Origin of the sequence: Paenibacillus pinisoli, assembly GCF_003605435.1 — a bacterium.
GTDB lineage: Bacteria > Bacillota > Bacilli > Paenibacillales > Paenibacillaceae > Pristimantibacillus > Pristimantibacillus pinisoli.
On the sequence record NZ_QXQB01000003.1, the window covers coordinates 712,806 to 732,181 of the forward strand.

The 19,376-nt window shown below is 46.6% G+C and carries 13 protein-coding genes; 2 read left to right on the forward strand and 11 right to left on the reverse strand.

Going from position 1 to position 19,376, the window contains the following annotated elements; genetic code table 11:
* The first annotated feature begins 118 nt into the window (after positions 1–118).
* On the forward strand, positions 119–1,009 hold the full coding sequence (locus tag D3P09_RS16555; protein WP_120112187.1) for an ATP-binding cassette domain-containing protein: 891 nt from the start codon (positions 119–121) through the stop codon (positions 1,007–1,009).
* Entirely contained in the window at positions 1,006–1,794 is a 789-nt protein-coding gene (locus D3P09_RS16560) for an ABC transporter permease (protein WP_120112189.1), read from the forward strand. The genes D3P09_RS16555 and D3P09_RS16560 overlap by 4 nt, the downstream gene beginning before the upstream one ends.
* 64 nt (positions 1,795–1,858) lie before the next feature.
* Here D3P09_RS16560 and D3P09_RS16565 read toward each other — a convergent pair whose 3' ends face one another.
* The 11 genes from D3P09_RS16565 to D3P09_RS16620 all read right to left on the reverse strand — a co-directional run bounded on the left by D3P09_RS16565 (position 1,859) and on the right by D3P09_RS16620 (position 19,207).
* Entirely contained in the window at positions 1,859–2,653 is a 795-nt protein-coding gene (locus tag D3P09_RS16565; RefSeq protein WP_120112191.1) for a TetR/AcrR family transcriptional regulator, read from the reverse strand.
* 116 nt (positions 2,654–2,769) lie between these two features.
* Positions 2,770–5,154, reverse strand: a complete 2,385-nt coding sequence (locus D3P09_RS16570) for a transglutaminase domain-containing protein (RefSeq protein WP_120112193.1) — start codon at positions 5,152–5,154, stop codon at positions 2,770–2,772.
* A 3-nt stretch (positions 5,155–5,157) separates the two neighbouring features.
* A complete protein-coding gene (locus tag D3P09_RS16575) occupies positions 5,158–5,706 on the reverse strand; it encodes an STM3941 family protein (RefSeq protein WP_120112194.1) in 549 nt (182 codons plus the stop codon).
* Between the two features lie 589 nt (positions 5,707–6,295).
* Complete coding sequence (locus D3P09_RS16585) at positions 6,296–7,438, reverse strand: WxL domain-containing protein (protein WP_120112199.1); 1,143 nt, start codon at positions 7,436–7,438, stop codon at positions 6,296–6,298.
* A complete protein-coding gene (locus D3P09_RS16590) occupies positions 7,401–8,495 on the reverse strand; it encodes a WxL protein peptidoglycan domain-containing protein (RefSeq protein ID WP_133305020.1) in 1,095 nt (364 codons plus the stop codon). Before D3P09_RS16590 ends, D3P09_RS16585 begins: the two co-directional genes overlap by 38 nt.
* Positions 8,496–9,501: 1,006 nt before the next feature.
* A complete protein-coding gene (locus D3P09_RS16595) occupies positions 9,502–9,825 on the reverse strand; it encodes a hypothetical protein (RefSeq protein ID WP_120112203.1) in 324 nt (107 codons plus the stop codon).
* A 61-nt stretch (positions 9,826–9,886) separates the two neighbouring features.
* Complete coding sequence (locus tag D3P09_RS16600) at positions 9,887–10,138, reverse strand: hypothetical protein (RefSeq protein ID WP_120112205.1); 252 nt, start codon at positions 10,136–10,138, stop codon at positions 9,887–9,889.
* 344 nt (positions 10,139–10,482) lie between these two features.
* Complete coding sequence (locus D3P09_RS16605; RefSeq protein ID WP_120112207.1) at positions 10,483–10,896, reverse strand: hypothetical protein; 414 nt, start codon at positions 10,894–10,896, stop codon at positions 10,483–10,485.
* Positions 10,897–10,900: 4 nt separating this feature from the next.
* Complete coding sequence (locus D3P09_RS27920; RefSeq protein ID WP_207892505.1) at positions 10,901–12,616, reverse strand: SH3 domain-containing protein; 1,716 nt, start codon at positions 12,614–12,616, stop codon at positions 10,901–10,903.
* A gap of 161 nt (positions 12,617–12,777) precedes the next feature.
* A complete protein-coding gene (locus D3P09_RS16615; RefSeq protein ID WP_120112209.1) occupies positions 12,778–13,665 on the reverse strand; it encodes an S-layer homology domain-containing protein in 888 nt (295 codons plus the stop codon).
* 109 nt (positions 13,666–13,774) lie between these two features.
* Complete coding sequence (locus D3P09_RS16620; RefSeq protein WP_165867471.1) at positions 13,775–19,207, reverse strand: glycine-rich protein; 5,433 nt, start codon at positions 19,205–19,207, stop codon at positions 13,775–13,777.
* Positions 19,208–19,376 lie beyond the last annotated feature (169 nt).

Here is a 19,376-nt window from a genome sequence, read left to right on the forward strand (position 1 = left end):
GCTGATGCCATCTCATCCGAGCGGACCGCCTAAATTTCAGTCTCGAGGATGAGGTAAGCATACCGTATGCACCATATACTGTTTATATAATAAACAATTTAAGCAGAGGTGATTGCACTTGAACCAAAATGCGATTGAAGTAAAAGGATTAGTCAAATCGTTCGGCAAGGCGGCGATTCTGAAAGGAGTCAATCTTACCGTGCCCTCCGGCACGATCTTCGCCTTGCTCGGGCCGAACGGCGCAGGCAAAACGACGCTTATTCATATTCTGTCTACCTTAACCAAGCTGGATGAAGGCAGCGTCAAGGTCGCCGGGTTCGACGTCGAGTCCGAGCAAAAGGAGGTCAAACGCTCCATCAGCTTAACCGGGCAATTCGCTGCCGTAGATGAACTGCTGACCGGCGCTGAGAATCTGCGAATGATGTGCAGACTGTCCGGCTTGTCAACAGATGACGCCAATTCCAGAACAAGAGAGCTTTTGCGGCAATTCGACCTGGAAGACGCTGCAGACAAGAGGGCCAAAGCCTATTCCGGCGGCATGCGGCGGAGGCTTGATCTGGCAATCAGCCTGGTCACGCATCGGCCAGTGCTTTTTCTTGACGAACCTACTACCGGGCTGGATACCATTAGCCGCCGTACGCTTTGGGAGATGATACTTGGCCTTAAGCAGCAAGGCATCACGGTCTTCCTGACCACACAATACTTAGAGGAGGCGGATGAATTGGCTGATGAGATTGCTGTCATACACGGAGGGCGGATCGTCGCATCAGGGACAGCAGATGAGCTGAAGTCACGGGTAGGCGGCGAAGTCATCGAATTGCGCAATAGCCAGGATGAGCTTATAGGCACCTATCCGACATCCGGGGGGCTGGCCGATGTGAGGCAAGTGCTGAACAGCGCCGCGCATGCTTTCCACCCCGACACCAAAATCACAATACGGAAACCGAGCATGGACGATGTCTTCCTGGCCTTGACCTCAACCGCAACAAAGGAGGCGTCCATCTCATGAATAGTGCCAAAGCGGTCCAGAAATCGCCGTCGCTCTTGACAACCAATCTTGTGTTTATTGGAAGAAGCCTGCGCCACAGCCTGCGCAACGTTGAATCGCTGCTGATGGCGATACTCCTCCCTATCTTCCTTATGCTGCTGTTCACTTATGTATTCGGAGGCGCCATCGATACAACAGGACAATATGTCACCTATGTCGTTCCCGGCATCATTCTGCTATGTGCCGGCTTTGGATCCTCCAGCACCGCCATCGATGTGGCGACAGATATGACGAACGGCATCATCGACCGCTTCCGGACGATGCCGATTAGAGCCGTCAGCGTAGTGACCGGGCATGTCGTCGCAAGCGTTGCCCGCAATATGCTGGCGACATGCATCGTCATTGGCGTTGCGCTTCTGCTCGGCTTCCAGCCTGAGGCGGGCTTGAGCGACTGGCTGTTCGCGCTTGGGCTGGTCGTCTTGTTTATCCTGACTTACACGTGGCTGTTCGCAGCGATCGGCCTTGTGACAGGAAGCCCGGCTGCCGCCGGCGGATACGGCTTTGTGCTTCTGTTCCTCCCTTATCTGTCGAGCGCATTCGTCCCGACCAACACGATGCCGTCCTGGCTGCAAGGCTTCGCGAACCATCAGCCTATTACACCGGTCATTGAGGCGCTTCGGGCGCTGCTCATCGGCGGACCTATCGGGAACAATGGGTGGATCGCGCTTCTCTGGTGCGCAGGCATTCTGCTCCTGTCCCTCATCTGGTGCGCAGTTGCCTTCCGCATGAGAGCGGGCCGCCGTTAATCCTTTTGACTTCATCCTAAAAAAAGCAGCGACTCGACTATACTCGAATCGCTGCTTTTTGCTTCTATTCACCTAATGCCTTCTTAGTCTCCATATATTGCTCCATGCCGTCGAGGATGCGCTCCAGTCCGAATGCGAGGTCGTCGCCAATGGGATTGTCCGCCTCTCCCGTATAAGCGCCGCCCATTAGGACCGGATACAGATGCGGATAGTCTGCTTGTTTGACGAGCGCCTTCAGGCCAGCCGAGTAGGCCAATCCGCTGAACGCCTCCAGACTGTCGTCGCCTTCCTTGATGATCACGTCCTTATCCCGCTCAATCAGGCCGCATGCTCTGGCATAGCTGTTCAGCAGCAGCACAAAGGACATTTTCTCGTAATCACTAAGCGGAAAGTCCCGCATGATTCGCAGCGTCCAATCGATCAGCCTAAGTGTATTAGGCGTTAACGGCACATTGCGAATCGTAATGTCGCTATACCAGGGGTGTTCGCGGAATATGCCTACGCAAGCTCTGACAAATTCGCGCATCTCTTCTCGCCAATCCCGCTCCGCTTGCTCTTCAGGCACGGGAATATCGCATGCCGCGTCCTGCATGAGCAGCAGCAGATCATTTTTGCTCGAGACATATCGGTACAGGGACATCGTGGTAAACCCCAGCGACTTCGCGATCTTGCCCATAGACAAGGCTGCGAGGCCTTCACGATCCGCAATCTCGATCGCAGTCTGAACAATCTGGGCGATGCTAAGCTCGCCCTTCGGCCCCCTGGTCGGCTTCTTCACCAGGCCCCAGCTTAAGGTGACCCCGCCCGGAAAGCTCTTGAACACTTCATGATTCGGATCCATTGAATTGCCGTCAGACATAGCATTGCTCCTCCATCTAATAGCCCGTACGGCTCTGTTCATCACGGTTTGCTTCAAATTGTGTATGTCGCAAACAGTATACCATAGGCCGAACGCTAGAAGGAACCGGCGGCATTCTACCGCTGAATCATATAATACGTGCCGAGCGATCCGATTTGAACGTTGGACAGATCGGTAACGGATGCTTGATCAAAAGCCTTGATCAAAGAGTCCTTTAATTCATTATCCGACAACGCTTCCGTCATTCGAACAACGATGAGGTCGTCGTCACCGCTCTGCAACAGTTCAGCAACTTTGCTCGCAAATGTATTGGCGGAGTTGACCTCCAGACCCTTCACCACGTAATAATCCATTGAATTATCCGTTGATGCGAATTGATCCAGCTCATGGTCAAGCCAATAACCTTCGTCCAGATAGAAATTCAAAGCCAAGGCCGTGTCGTCGCTGGCGCCATAGAGCAAGAATGGAATACCCGAATTGGTCGCGTTATTGGTCGCATCTACATGAACCCATGAGCCGCCGATCTTCGCCTTATTCCAGGCATGCGGCACGCCGTTCATATCGCCAGTGACGACAACAGACTCCAGGCCGGCCAGATCGCTCAGCATCTTGTACGTAGAGGCATAGGACGCGCATACACCTACTTTTTTCACCATAATGCCATAGGTTGTAAATGAATCGTTGAACTTCGGATCAACCGTCTTGAATCCATTCTTCTCCGCTTCCTCGAGCGCAGCATCGTCATAGACGGTATTGTCATTCAAATATTCATATAAAGCCAGATGCTTCTCTTCCTCCGACATACCCTCCTTGAAGATCGATGCGACAAGCTGGGCTGCTTCTGCAACGATCTCCTGCTGCTTGCGGGCAATCGTCTCGCGGTCATCCTCATAGGCAACGAACAATGTAAGCGACTTATAGTCATAGGCATATTGCTTAACGCCTAGAATCATTGGATTCTGAAAAACGACCTTTTGAAGAACATCGGTCAAGGTATCGAAGTTCTGCGCCTCCGGGAACGCCTTCAGCGAAAGCTCCTCCTGTCCGTCAATCAAGCCAAGAGCCAAATATTCTTCCAGAGCCGAGTCGGCATTAACCGGAACATCCGCCACTACGGCAGGTACTGTGACCGCCTGGGCATTCCCTTCATCAACTGTCCTGCTCGTATTCTCTTTCTGGGCCGTAACAACTGAAACCTCGTCATCCGCAGAAGGCGTGTCTGTAATAATTGTCGGAACTGTCGGATCTGGAACGTGGTCTGTCGTATTGCTCGGCGGCACATAACCGTTCGCTTCCTTCTCCGTTCTCGCGGACAAGGCGTCCAACTCTTCCTGCGTAAATGAATTCACACTGACGTATCCAACGAAGGCCGTACCGTCAGTTGTATGTTTGATTAGTGCCGCTCCATTGCCTTCAATCACGACTTCCTCTGTCCAATAATGCATCCGACGCGGCGCGATTGATCCGTCAATATACTTCACATCAACGGTCTCCGGCAAGTCCTTGACCGTTGCATATTTTTGATAAACAATACTATCCATCATCTTAGTCGGCAGGCGTTTCGATAATGGAACGGTATCAACCGGCTTACTGAAGCCCGACTCCTTGTCGCCCGCAACAGCGGTAACGTAATATTCCCCTTGAACCAGACGGTTCTGAGCAGTAATAAAATAGTTAATTTCGTCCAGCGCCTCGGTTATCTGCAGACCGCCGTCGCCATCTTGCATGAAGTCGTTGAACTGCGTCTCGGTCACCTCAGCAATCGCCATTGGATGAGGACCTATATAACCTTCCTCTGCGCTCGACTGCGGCAGATTGAACTGGTCCATAGTCGGCCTCGAGCGCTTATAGACACGGTAGCTCTCCGCACCCTCCACTTCGTTCCAGGACAACAAGAGCCGGCCTGTAGTATCAATTTCATATTGGAGGGTCGGGACAGGCAAATCCGATTTGACCGTAAATGGAATAACGAGCGGTTTCTCCAGCTTCGTGGCAGTTGTCGCATCCATATCATAGTTGATGCGAATATAGTAGATAGGAGCGCCGCCCCATACCGAAGTGCTCTGTCTCATCGTATCTGTCGCCAAAGTAGCAGTGAAGGGTTTGACGGATACACTGGTTTTGCCATCCGACAATTCCTCTCTCGTCATTTTTTCCTTCACATTATGCCAGATCGTGGCCATAATCTGACTTTCCGGAAGCACCTTCTGGTCTGTATGTATGGAGACCAAATCTTTAATTGAGAGATCTGCATCTGACAGCTCAAAATTAAAATCAAATATGAATTCCTTATCCTGCTCCACATTATAAATAGGCATAATCGCCTTTTCTTGTTCCGAGCCGTATTTCTTCTTTAAATCCAGCACGGTAGCGCCGGAGGGTACTTCCGACTCCACAACCTTCGTACTCTCCGGCGCCGTCGCCGATTCGCCGTTTTCGCTAGCTTTGCATGCCGTTAATAGAATGCTTAACGCTAATAATAAGTATAATAATTTCCGCAATGGTTAACCCTCCGTTGATAGAAAAAGATTCAAAGATGTTTCGCCTAGTCCCTTAACCTCATAGAATTGCGCTACATTCGTCAGCAATTCAAGCGGATCGCAAGCGAGCAGCCGGAATGGAATATGTACTTGTCCGTCAGTTAATCCTTTGTTGAATAGAATCAGGAACTTCTTGAACCCGCTGTAGCGATTAATCATAAGGTTTCGATCATAAGTGTGGATGATTAGAAAGCCCCAGCCCTGCACTCTTGCAACGCTGATATGCTCAATCTCCTCCCACTTGATCAGTCCCCCAGACATGTACGTGGAGCGATCCAGAATCCCATTCTCAGACAGTGTAAGAACCGGATCTGCATTCAACATATTCCTAAAGTTATGAATAAACACACCAGCTAAGGCAACCGCCATTAGCCCGCCTATCGCTCCTATCATAAAACTGCTATTGCGAATAGCCAAACTAACCAAAAATATTCCGACTGCTGTCCCGGCGATGCCGAAGATGGACATTCCGATCAGCCGACCGCGTCTTCTGTAATAACTAACCTCACCCATACCCAACTCCCCTTCATCTATGACTATATACCTATGAACGAGACTAGCATATATTTCCTATGAATTCAAAGGTTTTTTCGACAAATTTCGGGATTTAAGAAAAAACAATCCTCAATTGATAGATAAAAGGGATGCATAAAAATCTGCGGGATTAACATTGCAAATATACTCCCGTGGAATATTGACGCCCTGTTATTCCGTGTACAAACGGGAAAGTATTTTTTCAATCCTGGGAATTATGCTTATAATATAGTCTTTAATAAATTGATTATGGGATTCTGTCTGAACTATAGAATGGATATATATGCCGACATCTTCGTGATACACTAAATTAAATTCAATACCATTCTTATTGCACTTTGCTATCCGGGAGTATACACCTTCAATTACATCTAGCACTTCACAACTATCTTCCTTCAAAGCCCTTAGAACAATTTCGAAGTCATCAAAATATTCTAATTCAACTAAATAAAATTCCAACTGTTCTAACCGGTTTACAACCTCTGCTAATCGGACTCCCAAAATCCTTCTCCTTACCTAAACCAATTTGGAATTAACGTTATATAAGTATAGATAGATTCCAATCAGATTAAAGTCCGGTACCAATTGTAAAATTCAAAGTCGCCGTATAATAACCTTCGCGGGTACCTACATAATCGCCAACTTTAAATTTGCTATCCGTACCTGTCAGGCTGATGATCTCCAGTGTCTTAGGAACCAATAGCGTATAGCGAATAGGCACGTTATAGGAGCCCATGCCGAATCCCGGCTGTGCTCTTACGACAGTTTGGCTGAAGTTGCTCGCTGTGAAACTGCTTGCGGCTGGACCATATGTAGCATCCACAGGCTGCCCGGATACCAGGTTTACGCTTGATGTCTCCAATTGCAAGTTGGACACAGGAAGCTTGAGCACCAATGAAGCCTTGCCGGCAGATGACGGATCAGCCAGATCCTGGCTGAAGAAATCTGTTGCTGAGATTTTGACTGCCCACCCCTCGCCGTTGCCCCGATTATCTGTAATATTAGCTGTTGTAGTCATGGTAGTTGTCATAGTCGTCTGATGATTCAACTGTACATCCATAAAGGATCCGGAAACGGTATTAAGCTTCAAATCGCCTCCAATGATCCCAACTTGGGTAGTATCTCCAACCGATACCAAGCGCTGTAACTGAACATCATCAATAAAGAGGTTATAATAGCCGCCGTTTGCGTTAATGACCACCTCGAACGCAACGACCATAAGGTCTGTATCTGCAGGCACCAATGCGGTTACTTCATATGCGGAATAGTCTGATGTGGCATTTGTTATTTCTCTGAGCGACCGGCCCAGGTAAGTGCTGTCAGCCTTATAGTACTCAACCTTTGCTCTAAGCTTAGCCTCTGCCAGCGAGGTAATGTTAGTTTGGAAGGTCAATTGAAAGGAGTCGCCTGCTGTAAAGCCGGAGTCGATTTTGTTGACAACTCTCAAGGTTTGTCCCGGAACAGTCGTTCCGTCTTGCGACAGTCTCTGAGCATAAGCTCCTTCGCTCACGCTTGCAGTAGATAGCTCTGCTATATAAGAATCAGGTGCTCCTTCTGTACGGAAAGTCCAATGATCAGCCGTATTGCCGGATGCATGCACCTCAAATCCGCCATTGTTCAATAAATTGCCTGTCGCGTAAGTTGTTCCCGGTGCAATCGCAGCCATTAACAAACTAAATACCAATACCATTCTTATCGTTTGCTTCAACATTGCTTATTGCCTCCCTTTGAATTGTCTCTGACTCTTTCCTCTTCTCCTTCTTCCTTTTCCAGAGGAGAAAGATAATAAAGAGCATCAATAAAAGAAAAGTAATCATAATAATTAAAAACCATATCCAGTACATGTATATAAATTCTATGAAACTAAGCTTATACGTAGGATTAATCTGCTCTGCTTTATTAATAGTGGATACGACTTCTCTCGGAGAAAGACTGAATGAATATTCGCCTTCTAAATCGCCGCCTTGAAAAGTTGTTTGATAAGTCAGTACATAATCACCCGAACTTAATAGATCCGGCAATCTCATATCATAGAGTCCAGTTGTGCCCACATATACAGAATCCATAGCATATTGTTCGGACTTAATGATGGTTCCCGATGAGTTCCTGAGCGTCAATAATCCAGAAGGCTTAACCAGTATGGTTCCTGTATTTCTATGAGGAATGTAAATCGTGATTAGACCATTCTCCTCGATTTGGTGATAGATAGGATCTATGAGGATTTGACGAGCAGCTTTTGCCTCATTTAAATTTATTACGGTCTGTATGGGTTGCCTGATATAAATGTCCGATAAGACTGACATTCCGGACTCATTGGTGACTGTTTGCGCAGGGATAAATTCTTCGAGGACAATGGCACCGATATACTGGCCATCTTGGATATTGGCGGGAACTTTTAGCGTAAAGCTATACTCGGCAGACTCTCCCGCTTTAAGAGAGCCTGATTTCACTGGCTCTTCAAACCAAGTGCCTACAAGACGATTCTCTTCTGAGCTTGAGGGATAGCTCCAGCCGCCTCTTAAGGTAGATAATACATCTGTAGCATAAATCTTGAACGCCGCTTCTTGGCTAGCGATATTGCTCACTTGTACTTTGAACACTAGTGACGCATCTGCCTTGGAATTGGCCATAAAGATCGACTTGCTGTCAGATTGCAGCGCACTTATGGAGAATGAAGAGCTGGGAGCAGTCCCTTGTACGGATTGAGCTGACACTCCCAAACAGCCAACTAAGAAAAGAGCAATTGAAAGAATTAGCGTCCTATTCACCGTTCACTTCCCATTCCTGTACTTTCATGCTGATTTCCAAACGTATTAGTAAATCTTTTCTATTACTGTTTTTCTATATTCGCGATCCCGAATGTTCCCATGTATATATTAGCACATTTTTCCTAAGCCTTAAATACTTATTCTTACAAAATTCGGGACTATTCGATCATTTTTTCGATTTATTTGCTGTGAAATTAATTCATCGATTAGTTCTCAGGGCACTCTATTTTCCAAATACAGAATTAAAAAGGCTTACTCCCGCGTTTTAATAAAACGGGAATAAGCCTTTTTACATATATATAATCCATTAACGACACAACGTCGAACTGGAAATACGCAGACCAAGCACTGTACGTTAGTTACTCAAGAGCACTCACTATGATCCCAAATTCTTTTTCCCACTCGCTAAAAAAGACTTTTTTATCCTTTATAAAAATCTTGCCTTCAGAATAAGCCTGCAACACTAAGGAGTTTTTTTTCATAATTGATAATACCCAAAAAATCTGAAGCTATGATTAGATAACTCCCCTTTTCATCTCGATCAAATACCTTTTTGAAAAATCAGTTAACGTTGCATTTATATGTCCATAAAACTGCTTGTCTAAAGCAAGGTTATTCGTTAACAAAAATGGCGCGACAGGGATATCATTTGTTTCTAGTACCCATTTAAGTCCCTTATGTGAAATGTGAATTGTACTTACTTCCCCATTGGAAATAATGGACTATTATCGTCTCACTTGTTTGAAATTCGGTATTCTTCTCTTACTTTTCTTATCGTCAAAAGTGATTAGATCAACGAATTCAGGCGCTCGCACTCTAGAGAAATGAATGCCATTCATACATGAATTACACCATATATCTAAACATCCAATTCTTGTTTCACTGTTCCCTGTATATTGAAAATATATCGCCTCTTTACGACATTCAGGACATTGTAACAAGCAGCTCTGCTGTGAATTTCCTGAAATACTTGCACTTAACTTTAGCCAAGCAGAAAAATTAGTCATTATAACCCCAACTCCTTACATCGGCCTGAGAATTTCTCAATATAGTCTTTTAATTTTTCTGGCTCATTTGTTAGATCGACTACCGTGCTTACATTCCTCTTTTTACTTACTGAATAGGCATAGTCCCAAGAACGAAATCCATCATCCGGCCCTTCAATTTCTTTATTTCTAAAGAAAAACCAACAACACTCTGCCTCATGATATTCCTCTCTTAATAAAGGAATACTTTCATATCGTCTATATTCACTTAATTTAGAATATGCTACTTGATTCGCTAACTCCCTCGCATCTTCCAAAGTAATCTCTTGAATGTACTCTTTCAAAAAGGGCACCCCTTTCTTCTACATTCGATTTTCACATCATTTTATTTTTTCTCTCTTAAAATTATGATTCAAATGCAGTTTTATCTGGAAATATCCCTCCCTCTTTAATTAAGCAAACCGCGAGTCTTTGAGCCGCTCTATCAAAATAAAATTGGTTTGGAAGGTTAGGATCAGATAACGCTTCTAATTCAGAAAACATCTTGGTTATCTTATTCAATTCAATCTTCCCCATTACATCTTCATTTGGACCGTACCTATAAACAACTGTTTCGTCATCTTCGTGTTCTTTTAGAAGCAATACATATGAAGCCAAATTTACTCCTCCTCAGGTGGTTACCACGGACGACCAGAATAAATTGTTCTATCGTTAGCAGTTCTATAATCTGAACGTTATATTATAAATCTTTCTCTTTAAAATGATTTGACATGACTTGGAGATATTCATGCAACTTATCTGGTTCATCTGAAAAATCAGCAATGAGTCTTAGTTCTCCCTTTTTGCTTATTGCATATGCAGCTCCCCATGTTAGACTCGGCTTCAAGATACATATCATTTAGTCATTCTCTATGATCTCTAGTTCTGCTTAAAAAAGCTCATTCCTACTTATTTTTCAAGTTGGAAAGAGCTTTTGAATATTACAAAAATTATTCCTTTACTTAGTGTTTAGTTTGACTTGTATATCTTTCATAAAAATCATCACTCTTATAACTCTGTTCTATCATATAAAATAGATCTACATCGACTTCCTCTGACCATACATCAAAATCAATGTATGGAGACTCTCTGTATTCAATTTCTATGTCATAGTCTGAAATTGTAAATTTACGTTGCTTATCATTTTTCAATAATGAAATTGTTAATTCCTTGTTTATTGAAAATTCCTTACCTCCATAATAGATGCATGGCCCTGATTTTGTTGGATAGATTGCAAAAAAACTAGCTTGATCCATATAATAAAGCCCAGTAAACCCCGGAATTTTCTTTATTGTCGAAAACTCTTTTTTTCCAGTTATTAAGTCCAATTCGCAGTACTCTCCAAAACCATACTTTTTCAATTCAATACTATTCATTACTTTATTGCCCCCTTAACCATTCTTCAAATCCCGAAAGCAGTTTATTTACATCAGGATTTGGTCTGGACGAAGATTTAATAATTTGTGCGTCCGTTTTACCATCTGCCTTTAAAAACTCATATGTCGGTCCTAACGGATCACCGCCATAACGCTCCTTATTGACTGCATATATATAGTCTCTCAATGGTCCAGGTGTAACATCCTTATACTTAACGCCCACATCGCGTCTCGCTTGGTTCATTATCTTTGCAACCTCTGCTTCTGATTTACCTTGCTTTAATAATTCCTCTGCTTTCTGCGCTAGCCCAGCAACTTCATCTTCATATGCCCGTCTAAGGGGGTGAGCTTTTATACCATTCTCCGTCTCCTTTAAAATTTTTTGAATTTCTTCATCACTATATTTAGGAACTCTGCCATTTGGTTTCTTTTTGATATCCCCATCCTTCACAACAGCCTTCTCCAGGCTATTTATTAATTTCTTTTCAACTTGCTGAAGCGTAGCTTTTGTAGCAGTAATCGCTACCTTGCCTGCAGCGCCTACCGGAATGGCTGATACCGCCACGTTTCCTAGCAACTGGCCAATCGCCTTCGACTTCTCCTCCGGGCTCATCTTGGCAAATGCCTGGTACGCCGCCTCCAGCGAGCCCCATTTTTCCTTCATGTATTTCTCCGGGTCCGCTATCAGCTTCTTGGCCTCTGCCTCCAGATCGACCACGAATTGAACCGCTCCGTCCTTGAGCGCCTTCATTGTCCCCACAGGATCTTCATATACCTGCACCGCCAGGCCTGCCACATCTTCAAATACCTGGGCCACCCCTTGGCCGAAACCGGATATAAACGCTGTGACTACATCCTGCTTGAACACAAATTCTGTCGTATCAAAATAATGCTTTCGTTCCGCAATATACTTTAGCGCTTCGGCTTGGTCGATCCCGCCAGGACCCACCTTCTCGAACGTCCGCGGGTCATAGCCCTGCTCCAGTGCAAACTTCAGAAAGGCCTCCAATTTATCACCATCGAAATTCCGGGTTTGCACCATGATATCGCCGGTCATTAGCGGCACTTCCCGCCAATCCAATCCGTTATAAATCCATAGCGCGTACTCCAGATTCTCTAGATTAAGCGTTTGCTTTTGGCCTCCGTCGGTGTTGAATACAAACTGGTTTCGGTCGTCATCGAATGCGTAACGGTCAGCTGACGAAATACCAGGACCTGCTGGTTTCCGGCCGGCTTCCAGCCAGCTAGCCGCTTCAGGCATTAGTGCCTGAATCTCCGATAGCAGCCCTTCTACTTCGCTGGCTTTGGATGCCAGCATGCGCTGCGCCCATTCAGAAGCCCCGCCCATTCCCGAGTTAGCCAGATCAACCAAACCCCGATGCTGCTCGACCCAGTCGTATGCCGCTTTCTTCTGATCCAGCATCCGCTGCGCCCACTCTGATGCAGCCCCCATGCCAGCTTCCGCCAAGTCAATAAGATCCTGATACCGCTCCCGCCACTGAGCCTCTCTGAGGCTTGCCCGTATACGGTCTTCCATGGTCTGAGCGGAATAGACCACGCCTCGTTCGGTATTGCGCCAGCTTTCGATCCCTTGCTGCTGATGCCCCTGGACAGCCATTAACGCTTCCTCTAGCCGGCGAATGGCTTCCGATACCCGGCTCAACCGTGTGCCAATACTTCGCCTTGCCCGTATTCCGGCATCTACTTGGCCCGTAACCATGAATACATCCCGCCGAGTATTCCCCGTCTGGCGAAGGAGTATCCCCATCCGGGTCAAGGCACCCTCTGACCTATCAAAATCAACGCTGCTAAGCGCCATTACCCATCACCCGATCTCTTATCAATTTTGCGATGGTGTCGGTCTAGTTGTCGGTGCATGGTCTACCAGCTAATTTTGATCAAATAATCGGCTCCCAAAGTTTCTATGATGAAATTATTGCTGCGAATCGATTCAGCTGTCTTTCCGTTAATCGCGACATTAGGGAAGTTGTGCGATACCGATTCCCATAGTTCCAAAGCAGATTTTGGGCTTTTCTTGGAGCCAATCTTCACATAGTTCGCCCCTACTCTTACATCGAAGATGGTGTCCAAATCAGCATAGACTTTCCCTCTATATGAAACGCCTTTGACTTCAGATGCAAAATCCAATAGCCGTTTCATGGTGACAATAGATTGTTCTCTTGTGTATGGCTTATCAGGCTCCATACCTGCTGCAGTTCCTTGAAAAATTTTTGCATGGTAGGTGATGTTGGCTGACTCTGCAGCCCAGGAAGGGATAACGGAGTAATCCACATAAGGCGCCTTATCATAGGACAAGCCTTCTAGACGCAGCGATTTCATCAGATTGCCCATCATCACAACCGCTTCTTTTCTCTCGATATTTCTTGCAGGCTTAAACTCAAGATCGTTAATTCCGTTTACAATTCCTAGTTTATATACATGATATACTTCTGCATTAATCGTATCCTGAAACAAATGCTCATTGAGGATATGATCCATATGATTAGTGCCCCCAACTAATTGAACCACTACGGGATAAACTAGCGATGCATATTCGGATCTTGTAATTTTGGCTGTATAATTCCCTTGAAGACCATCAGGGACCAATCCGGCTTTAATCATGTAGGATACATCGTTGGCTGCCCAGCCGGAGGGCTGATCGGCCGTTCTACCGTTCGCATATGCTTCGCTCGTTATTCCATAAATTCCTGTTAGCCAGAATAACGACATCATAGACAGAATAGAAATCATGATTCTCTGAGCTTTCATAACTGTTCGTCCTTTCCTGTAACGAACTTGCTATAAGGCAAAAAGCACACTCGCTTAGTCGCGAATATAAAGGAAGGGAAAAGGGGCTCCCCCTCTCCCCCTCAATCTGTTAATGAGTACCCGATATCTGCAAATCGTCCGCAGAAGACTTATTCGAAGAATACACAGCCACTACAGGATAGGGAATGCTGTTAAGCGGCCATGAGGTTCCTGCTAGTTGCAGGCCTCCATTGCCGTTAGGCGCTTTGTACTGCAACGAGTACGTATCGCCGACAGCCACAATATCGGCTGCCAGCAAGATAACCCCCGTATTGCTTCGAAGGGCATTAATATTAGCTTGGGTCGCCGCCTGCCCTTTCCGTACCGCTACAGCTGACGAAGGGAGCACATAAGAATAATGCCACCGTTGCGCCTGCATGGCATATTCAAGAATAGACAGCCTGTTCCCCGGATTCTTGTCGGCGCCGTAGGTTGTGTCCTGGCCGATATAGGTTCTGTTGCGGCCTGTCAATTGCATCAATTGAGAGTTGCCATACGGATAGATTCCATAAGGCTCAGAAGCCTTGCCCGTTATGTTATCTCCGCCAGACTCTGCGAAGAGCGCCGCTATGCGATTAGTCAAGTCGGTTTCCGGCACGGTTACATTCCGTCTCCTGACATCCCGCTCTTCCCAATTTAATGTCACCGCATTGGAATATACGGTCGACGGGTTCCAACTCGGCTGCACCGCTCCATGTTTGTTAATGGCCTGATAACTATCGCCGACCTTCATATATATGTCTACCGGCGTAATCACTCCGCTCTGCAAATTCAAATGGTAATAATAAGGCGTAATCTGCAGGTTGCCATAATAATTCCCCATGGTCTGAATATCCGTGAACACCTCATAGCCTAGACGGAGCGGCTGCTTCTTCAGGGCTTCAATATTGTTCTTTTCCGCGGATAGAGGGAATGAGATAGGTTCCCGTTCGAGATGTCCTAGCAATCCCCATGTATTGAGATACCTTGTTGGTACATCAACCTTATCACCTAGTATCGTGACCCTATCTCCGACAATATGATTTTGCGTATAAGGATCCACCTTTTTCACAACGTTCGGAATTAGCCATTGTATAGGATTCAACGGTTTCTTGAACAAATTGGAGAATCGGAAATCGCCGGTATCCTGAATGGTCATATTGCCGATTCGTCCCACCACATCAATGTCATACTTCTTGTTCGTACTGTGCTTAGCCGATAATGGCAATGGCGTATTATATCTGACCTTATTAGTTGGCGTATCATTGTCTTCATATGCAGCGTTAATCGCAATGCTCTTCCATTCGACGAGTGCGCTTATCTTCTCTCTGTTGGCTAGTGGCAAATAGAAGTCGAACACGGTCTGATCTACCTTTAACGGAATCCACTCATTGGCAAGATATAATGAATTATCATAGATTACGTTAAAGTCAAATTTGACAGATTTCGCTCGAGTCCACTCCGTCGTGTCCATATTATCCGTGAAGCCTTTTCCCCGAATCTCCGTTGTCTGGGACCAGCCCCATTGGCCATTGCCAAAGAAGTCGCCCGTGTTAGGGAAGTAGAGCTGGAACTTGTAATCGAGCAAAATGAATTTGCCCGGGGTATATCCGCCGGCTGGCTGATTGGGATTCACTGTTACCGGTACCAAGATGTAAGCATCCGATGGAGGCGAGGTATCCGAACCCCCGGCTAGTGTTGTGATCGGTTTCGTTGGACTGCCGGATGCAGGGAGATCTGGAACAGAAATCGAGACTTTGCCGTTGCCGCTTTGGATACCGCTTTGCATGGATCCGCTCTGAACGCCTCCAATATAACCAGAGCCGCCGCCGCCGCCGGAATCATCCGGATCATCATAGCTTGGGTAGTCGTTGCCGCCCGCTCCGCCTCCATACCAGCCGCCACCGCCGCCGCCGCCGCCGGAGCGTGTGCCTGCGGTATTGCTACCTCCATGACCCAAGGTCCCGGCAGTTCCATAATTAGAGCCGCCTGCCCCGCCTGAGGTTTGGGTGCCGCCTGTGCCCGGGCTTCCATATCCGTCATCGCCTATGCCGCCGGATTCACCGCCGCCGGAGCCGCCCTGGCGGGTACCGCTAGGTCCGCCGCCGCCTCCTGCTACAATAATGCGATGCTGCAAGGAAGTTCCGCCCTTGCGGACATCGGATGCGCCGCCGCCAGACTCTGTATCTCTTCCATGACCAGAGCCGCCGCCGTTCCACCCCGTATTGCCGCCGACATATATATTGAGCGTTTCCCCTGCATTCAGGTTTATCTCGCCTTTAGCATATCCCCCTTTGCCGCCATAGGCTGTCGTACCGCCTTGGGCGCCCCACACTTCAATCGTATACGTGCCTGATCCTTCCGCTTTAAAGGTTTGTTCAGCTCCCGTATATTCAAATGTCTGTGCCTTGGCAGGGGTTGCCGGTCTATAATCCGGATTTGCAATCTCTTCGGTTACAGCTACTGGCTCAACTGCCACAAACTCTTGCTTGCTCATATTTTTAAGCGAGAGATTATCGGCAAACAAATAATCTCTATCATAAGACTTGGAGTCCACATTATTGCCTTTTATCATATGAACCCGAAGGTAAGCCGCATCGGCCGGACTTGTAAAGGTAAACGTTTTGTGCTGCGCTGTTCCTGTCGCCGTTACAGGAGAGTTGGCTCCGATAGCTGATCCGGTGGACTTCATATCAGAAGTATAGAAGTTTAGCGAGAAATATCCGGTACATCTATGGCAGCTGATATCCCCATCGAATTGATATTCCGTGCCAGGCTTGACCGGTATATCCTTCCAATAGCCGCCTGTCGTGCCTGACTTGGCCAGAGTATTGACCTCAAATGTTTTTTGGCCCGGACCGATGACCCATGTATCTTTGGCTCTGTGCGTAAATACAATATTGGCCGCATCACCCGTCGCTACCCAAGTATTCCAGCCCGCAACTGTACCGTTCACATTCACAATCTCGGCATCCGGATTCGCAATAATGTTCTGCCGGTAATTCGGATCAAGAATACGCTGGTACTCTGCAATGCCTTCTTGATTATTCCCGCCGATTGCTTTCGACTCCGGTGTCCGCTGATCCAGGTGGGAAGACAACGGTATGACTAATGCGTCCTGCACAGAGACCGGATTATGGATGACGACATCATTGACTTTAGAATGAATGGGAGAATACGCCGTTGTATAGCTCAGCCCTCTCCCGCCAAAATGAGCATCCTGCTGCACAGGATAGGCAGTCGGCAATTTATCGGGATTATCATTCAACACATTGCTATAAAACAGTCTGGACGTTCCGGTCATGTACTCCCCATTCGGAAGCCAATCCGGCACATCCAAGCCAGTCTGCATGATTCTTAGAGCAGCCGAAGGACGGGCAGGCCTATTTAGTCCTGCAGGCTTGCTGTCGAATACGGTGCTGACAGTACTGCCTCCTGCCGGTGAATACTTATTGGAAGGAGAACCATAGTTTCCATTGTACGATCCGATATGAATCGTATCTTGCTTGCTCCAATTAGCTGCAGATAACGGATTGTTAGTCCACATTGTAGCGAAGTCCGTTATAGGAACATCCAACTGCTCTGTCGTTTTTGCAGTATTCGATTGTTTCTCGAAATACATCACAGACTGGTCGCCCGAGGAGGTTTGCAAGATCAGAAAATCGGACACTGCTGTTACATTGCCGGTTGTATTGCGGCGCTCATCGAATTTCTTTTGTTCGTTGACAGGGCCTGCCTTGGAATTGCTCAGGCAATTGTCAGAGTCGCCTTCATTCCAATACACCGTATCATGCTGATTGGTCTCAACCGAATAACGCAGTCGTCCGGATGCGCTCGTATCGGTGGCACGATTGTAGAACCAGGTTGGATCGCCTTGTTTAACATTGGCGGTAACCTCATCTGTGCCCACCAGCGTCGCCATTCCATTCACTTCGGAGCGTTCAATCTTCCATACTACTGCCTTCTCGATTTTCATATAATCGAAGGTTACCGTCTGCGTCCATTCATCGATATATCCCCCCACTTTCGTGTTTGGATGCCCGGATTGATACCATCCGTACTCCGTTCCATAAATTGGCTGAGGATTTTCACCTGTAGTATATCCCTTAATATAAGGTGCGCTCGTCTGAGTAACCTCTTCTGTAAAAGAGACGCCGCAAGCATCCTTTACAACTCTGGCAGCCGGCTTGGCGGGCGCCGGATCGGACTTTCCTCCATCAATGGACTCCATTGCCCAACCGTTCACTACCGATTTGAATTCGGATTTATATGTTCGCTGTTGTGTCACCTTAGGCACATACTCTACTTGAACATCTACAATAAACTCGGATCCGCCTGTTGCAAAATAAAGATTGCGGGTCGTCGGTGTCCCAGACATAGCATCGAATGTCTCATTCGAGCTTGTACCGGAGGTTTGCGGTGAGCCTTCCTTTATTTCCGAATAATACTTAGGCACGCTAAAGAAAAAACCTTCATCCACATCCGGCTTTTTCGGTCTATACCAGGTCATTTCCGTTGACGGGCTAAGCTTGATGCATTGCCTGAATACTTCCTTGCCGGCCTCGTCTTTGGCGTAAATGTACACATCTGCATTGTAACGGAAGCTGACCGTCCCGCCTTCAGGTATCGGATACTTGGTCAAATCGTCATCGAACAATACCTTGCTGTCCTTACTACCGTCCAGATAACTTATCAGCGCTTTTGAATTGGCAAGCTTATTTCGCAGATTGGGAGCGTCATCTGTAGCGGGCTCCAATACCTTACTCTTGGACCAGACTGGCCTTTCCCCTGTATTAGCCAGATCTTGCAGAACATCGGTTTGATCAGAACGCCAAACGCGTATTCGAATCTCGAAGTCCGTCTTGCCCTTGACCCATTCCTTCCAGTCCTTCAAATCATCTTCCTTCTGCTGAAGATTGACCTGCATGGTCACTTTTTTGCCTATGACCTCATCGTCTACAGGTACTTCTCCCTCAAGTTTATCCTTGTTAGGAATGGTCGTTTCCGCACTGCACTTACAGTCTGCGAATCCATATAATGCGACTACATAAGTGCCGCCTACATAAACTGGGGGTTCCCGTTCCGTAACCGTGCCGTCCCGGATCCAATAGGGTTCCCCTTTTTCTTTATCGTCACAGTTTTTCGTCTCAGGATTTTCTATTCTTGTAATATAGGAGCACTGGAGCACGTAGGTCTTATTATCTTTCGTAATAACCCTATCGAGCTGAACACCCTTTTTATCTTTTGTTTTCCCTTTGGCATATTTCCAAGCCGGCCATTTGCCACTCTCATAGTCTTCATCATTTGGCGGACCGTAGGTGCTTATTATTTCGGTATCGTTCTTAAGCGAATTCTTTCGATTCGTTTCCAGTTGGGATTGGACGACGAGTGGGTACGAACCGTAAAAGGTTACGGGTACATCATAATAGTTGCGAAAAAACTTTGGATTGGCCCAGGGCTCTGCGTCATATATGCCGCTTCCGCCATACCCCGTATTCCCGTATCCTTTTCCATTATGTCGCAATTGAGTGAATTCATAAGTCCATTCCGGAAACTTAGGATCATTAATCACTCGAAATATAGTGTTCAGATATACGGTCTGTCCATCTTTTAAATTTTCAAATTTCTTATGCAGTGGTTTGGTTAATAACTTCACAAAATCATCTTTGTCTATTTCAAAATGTGCTATAACA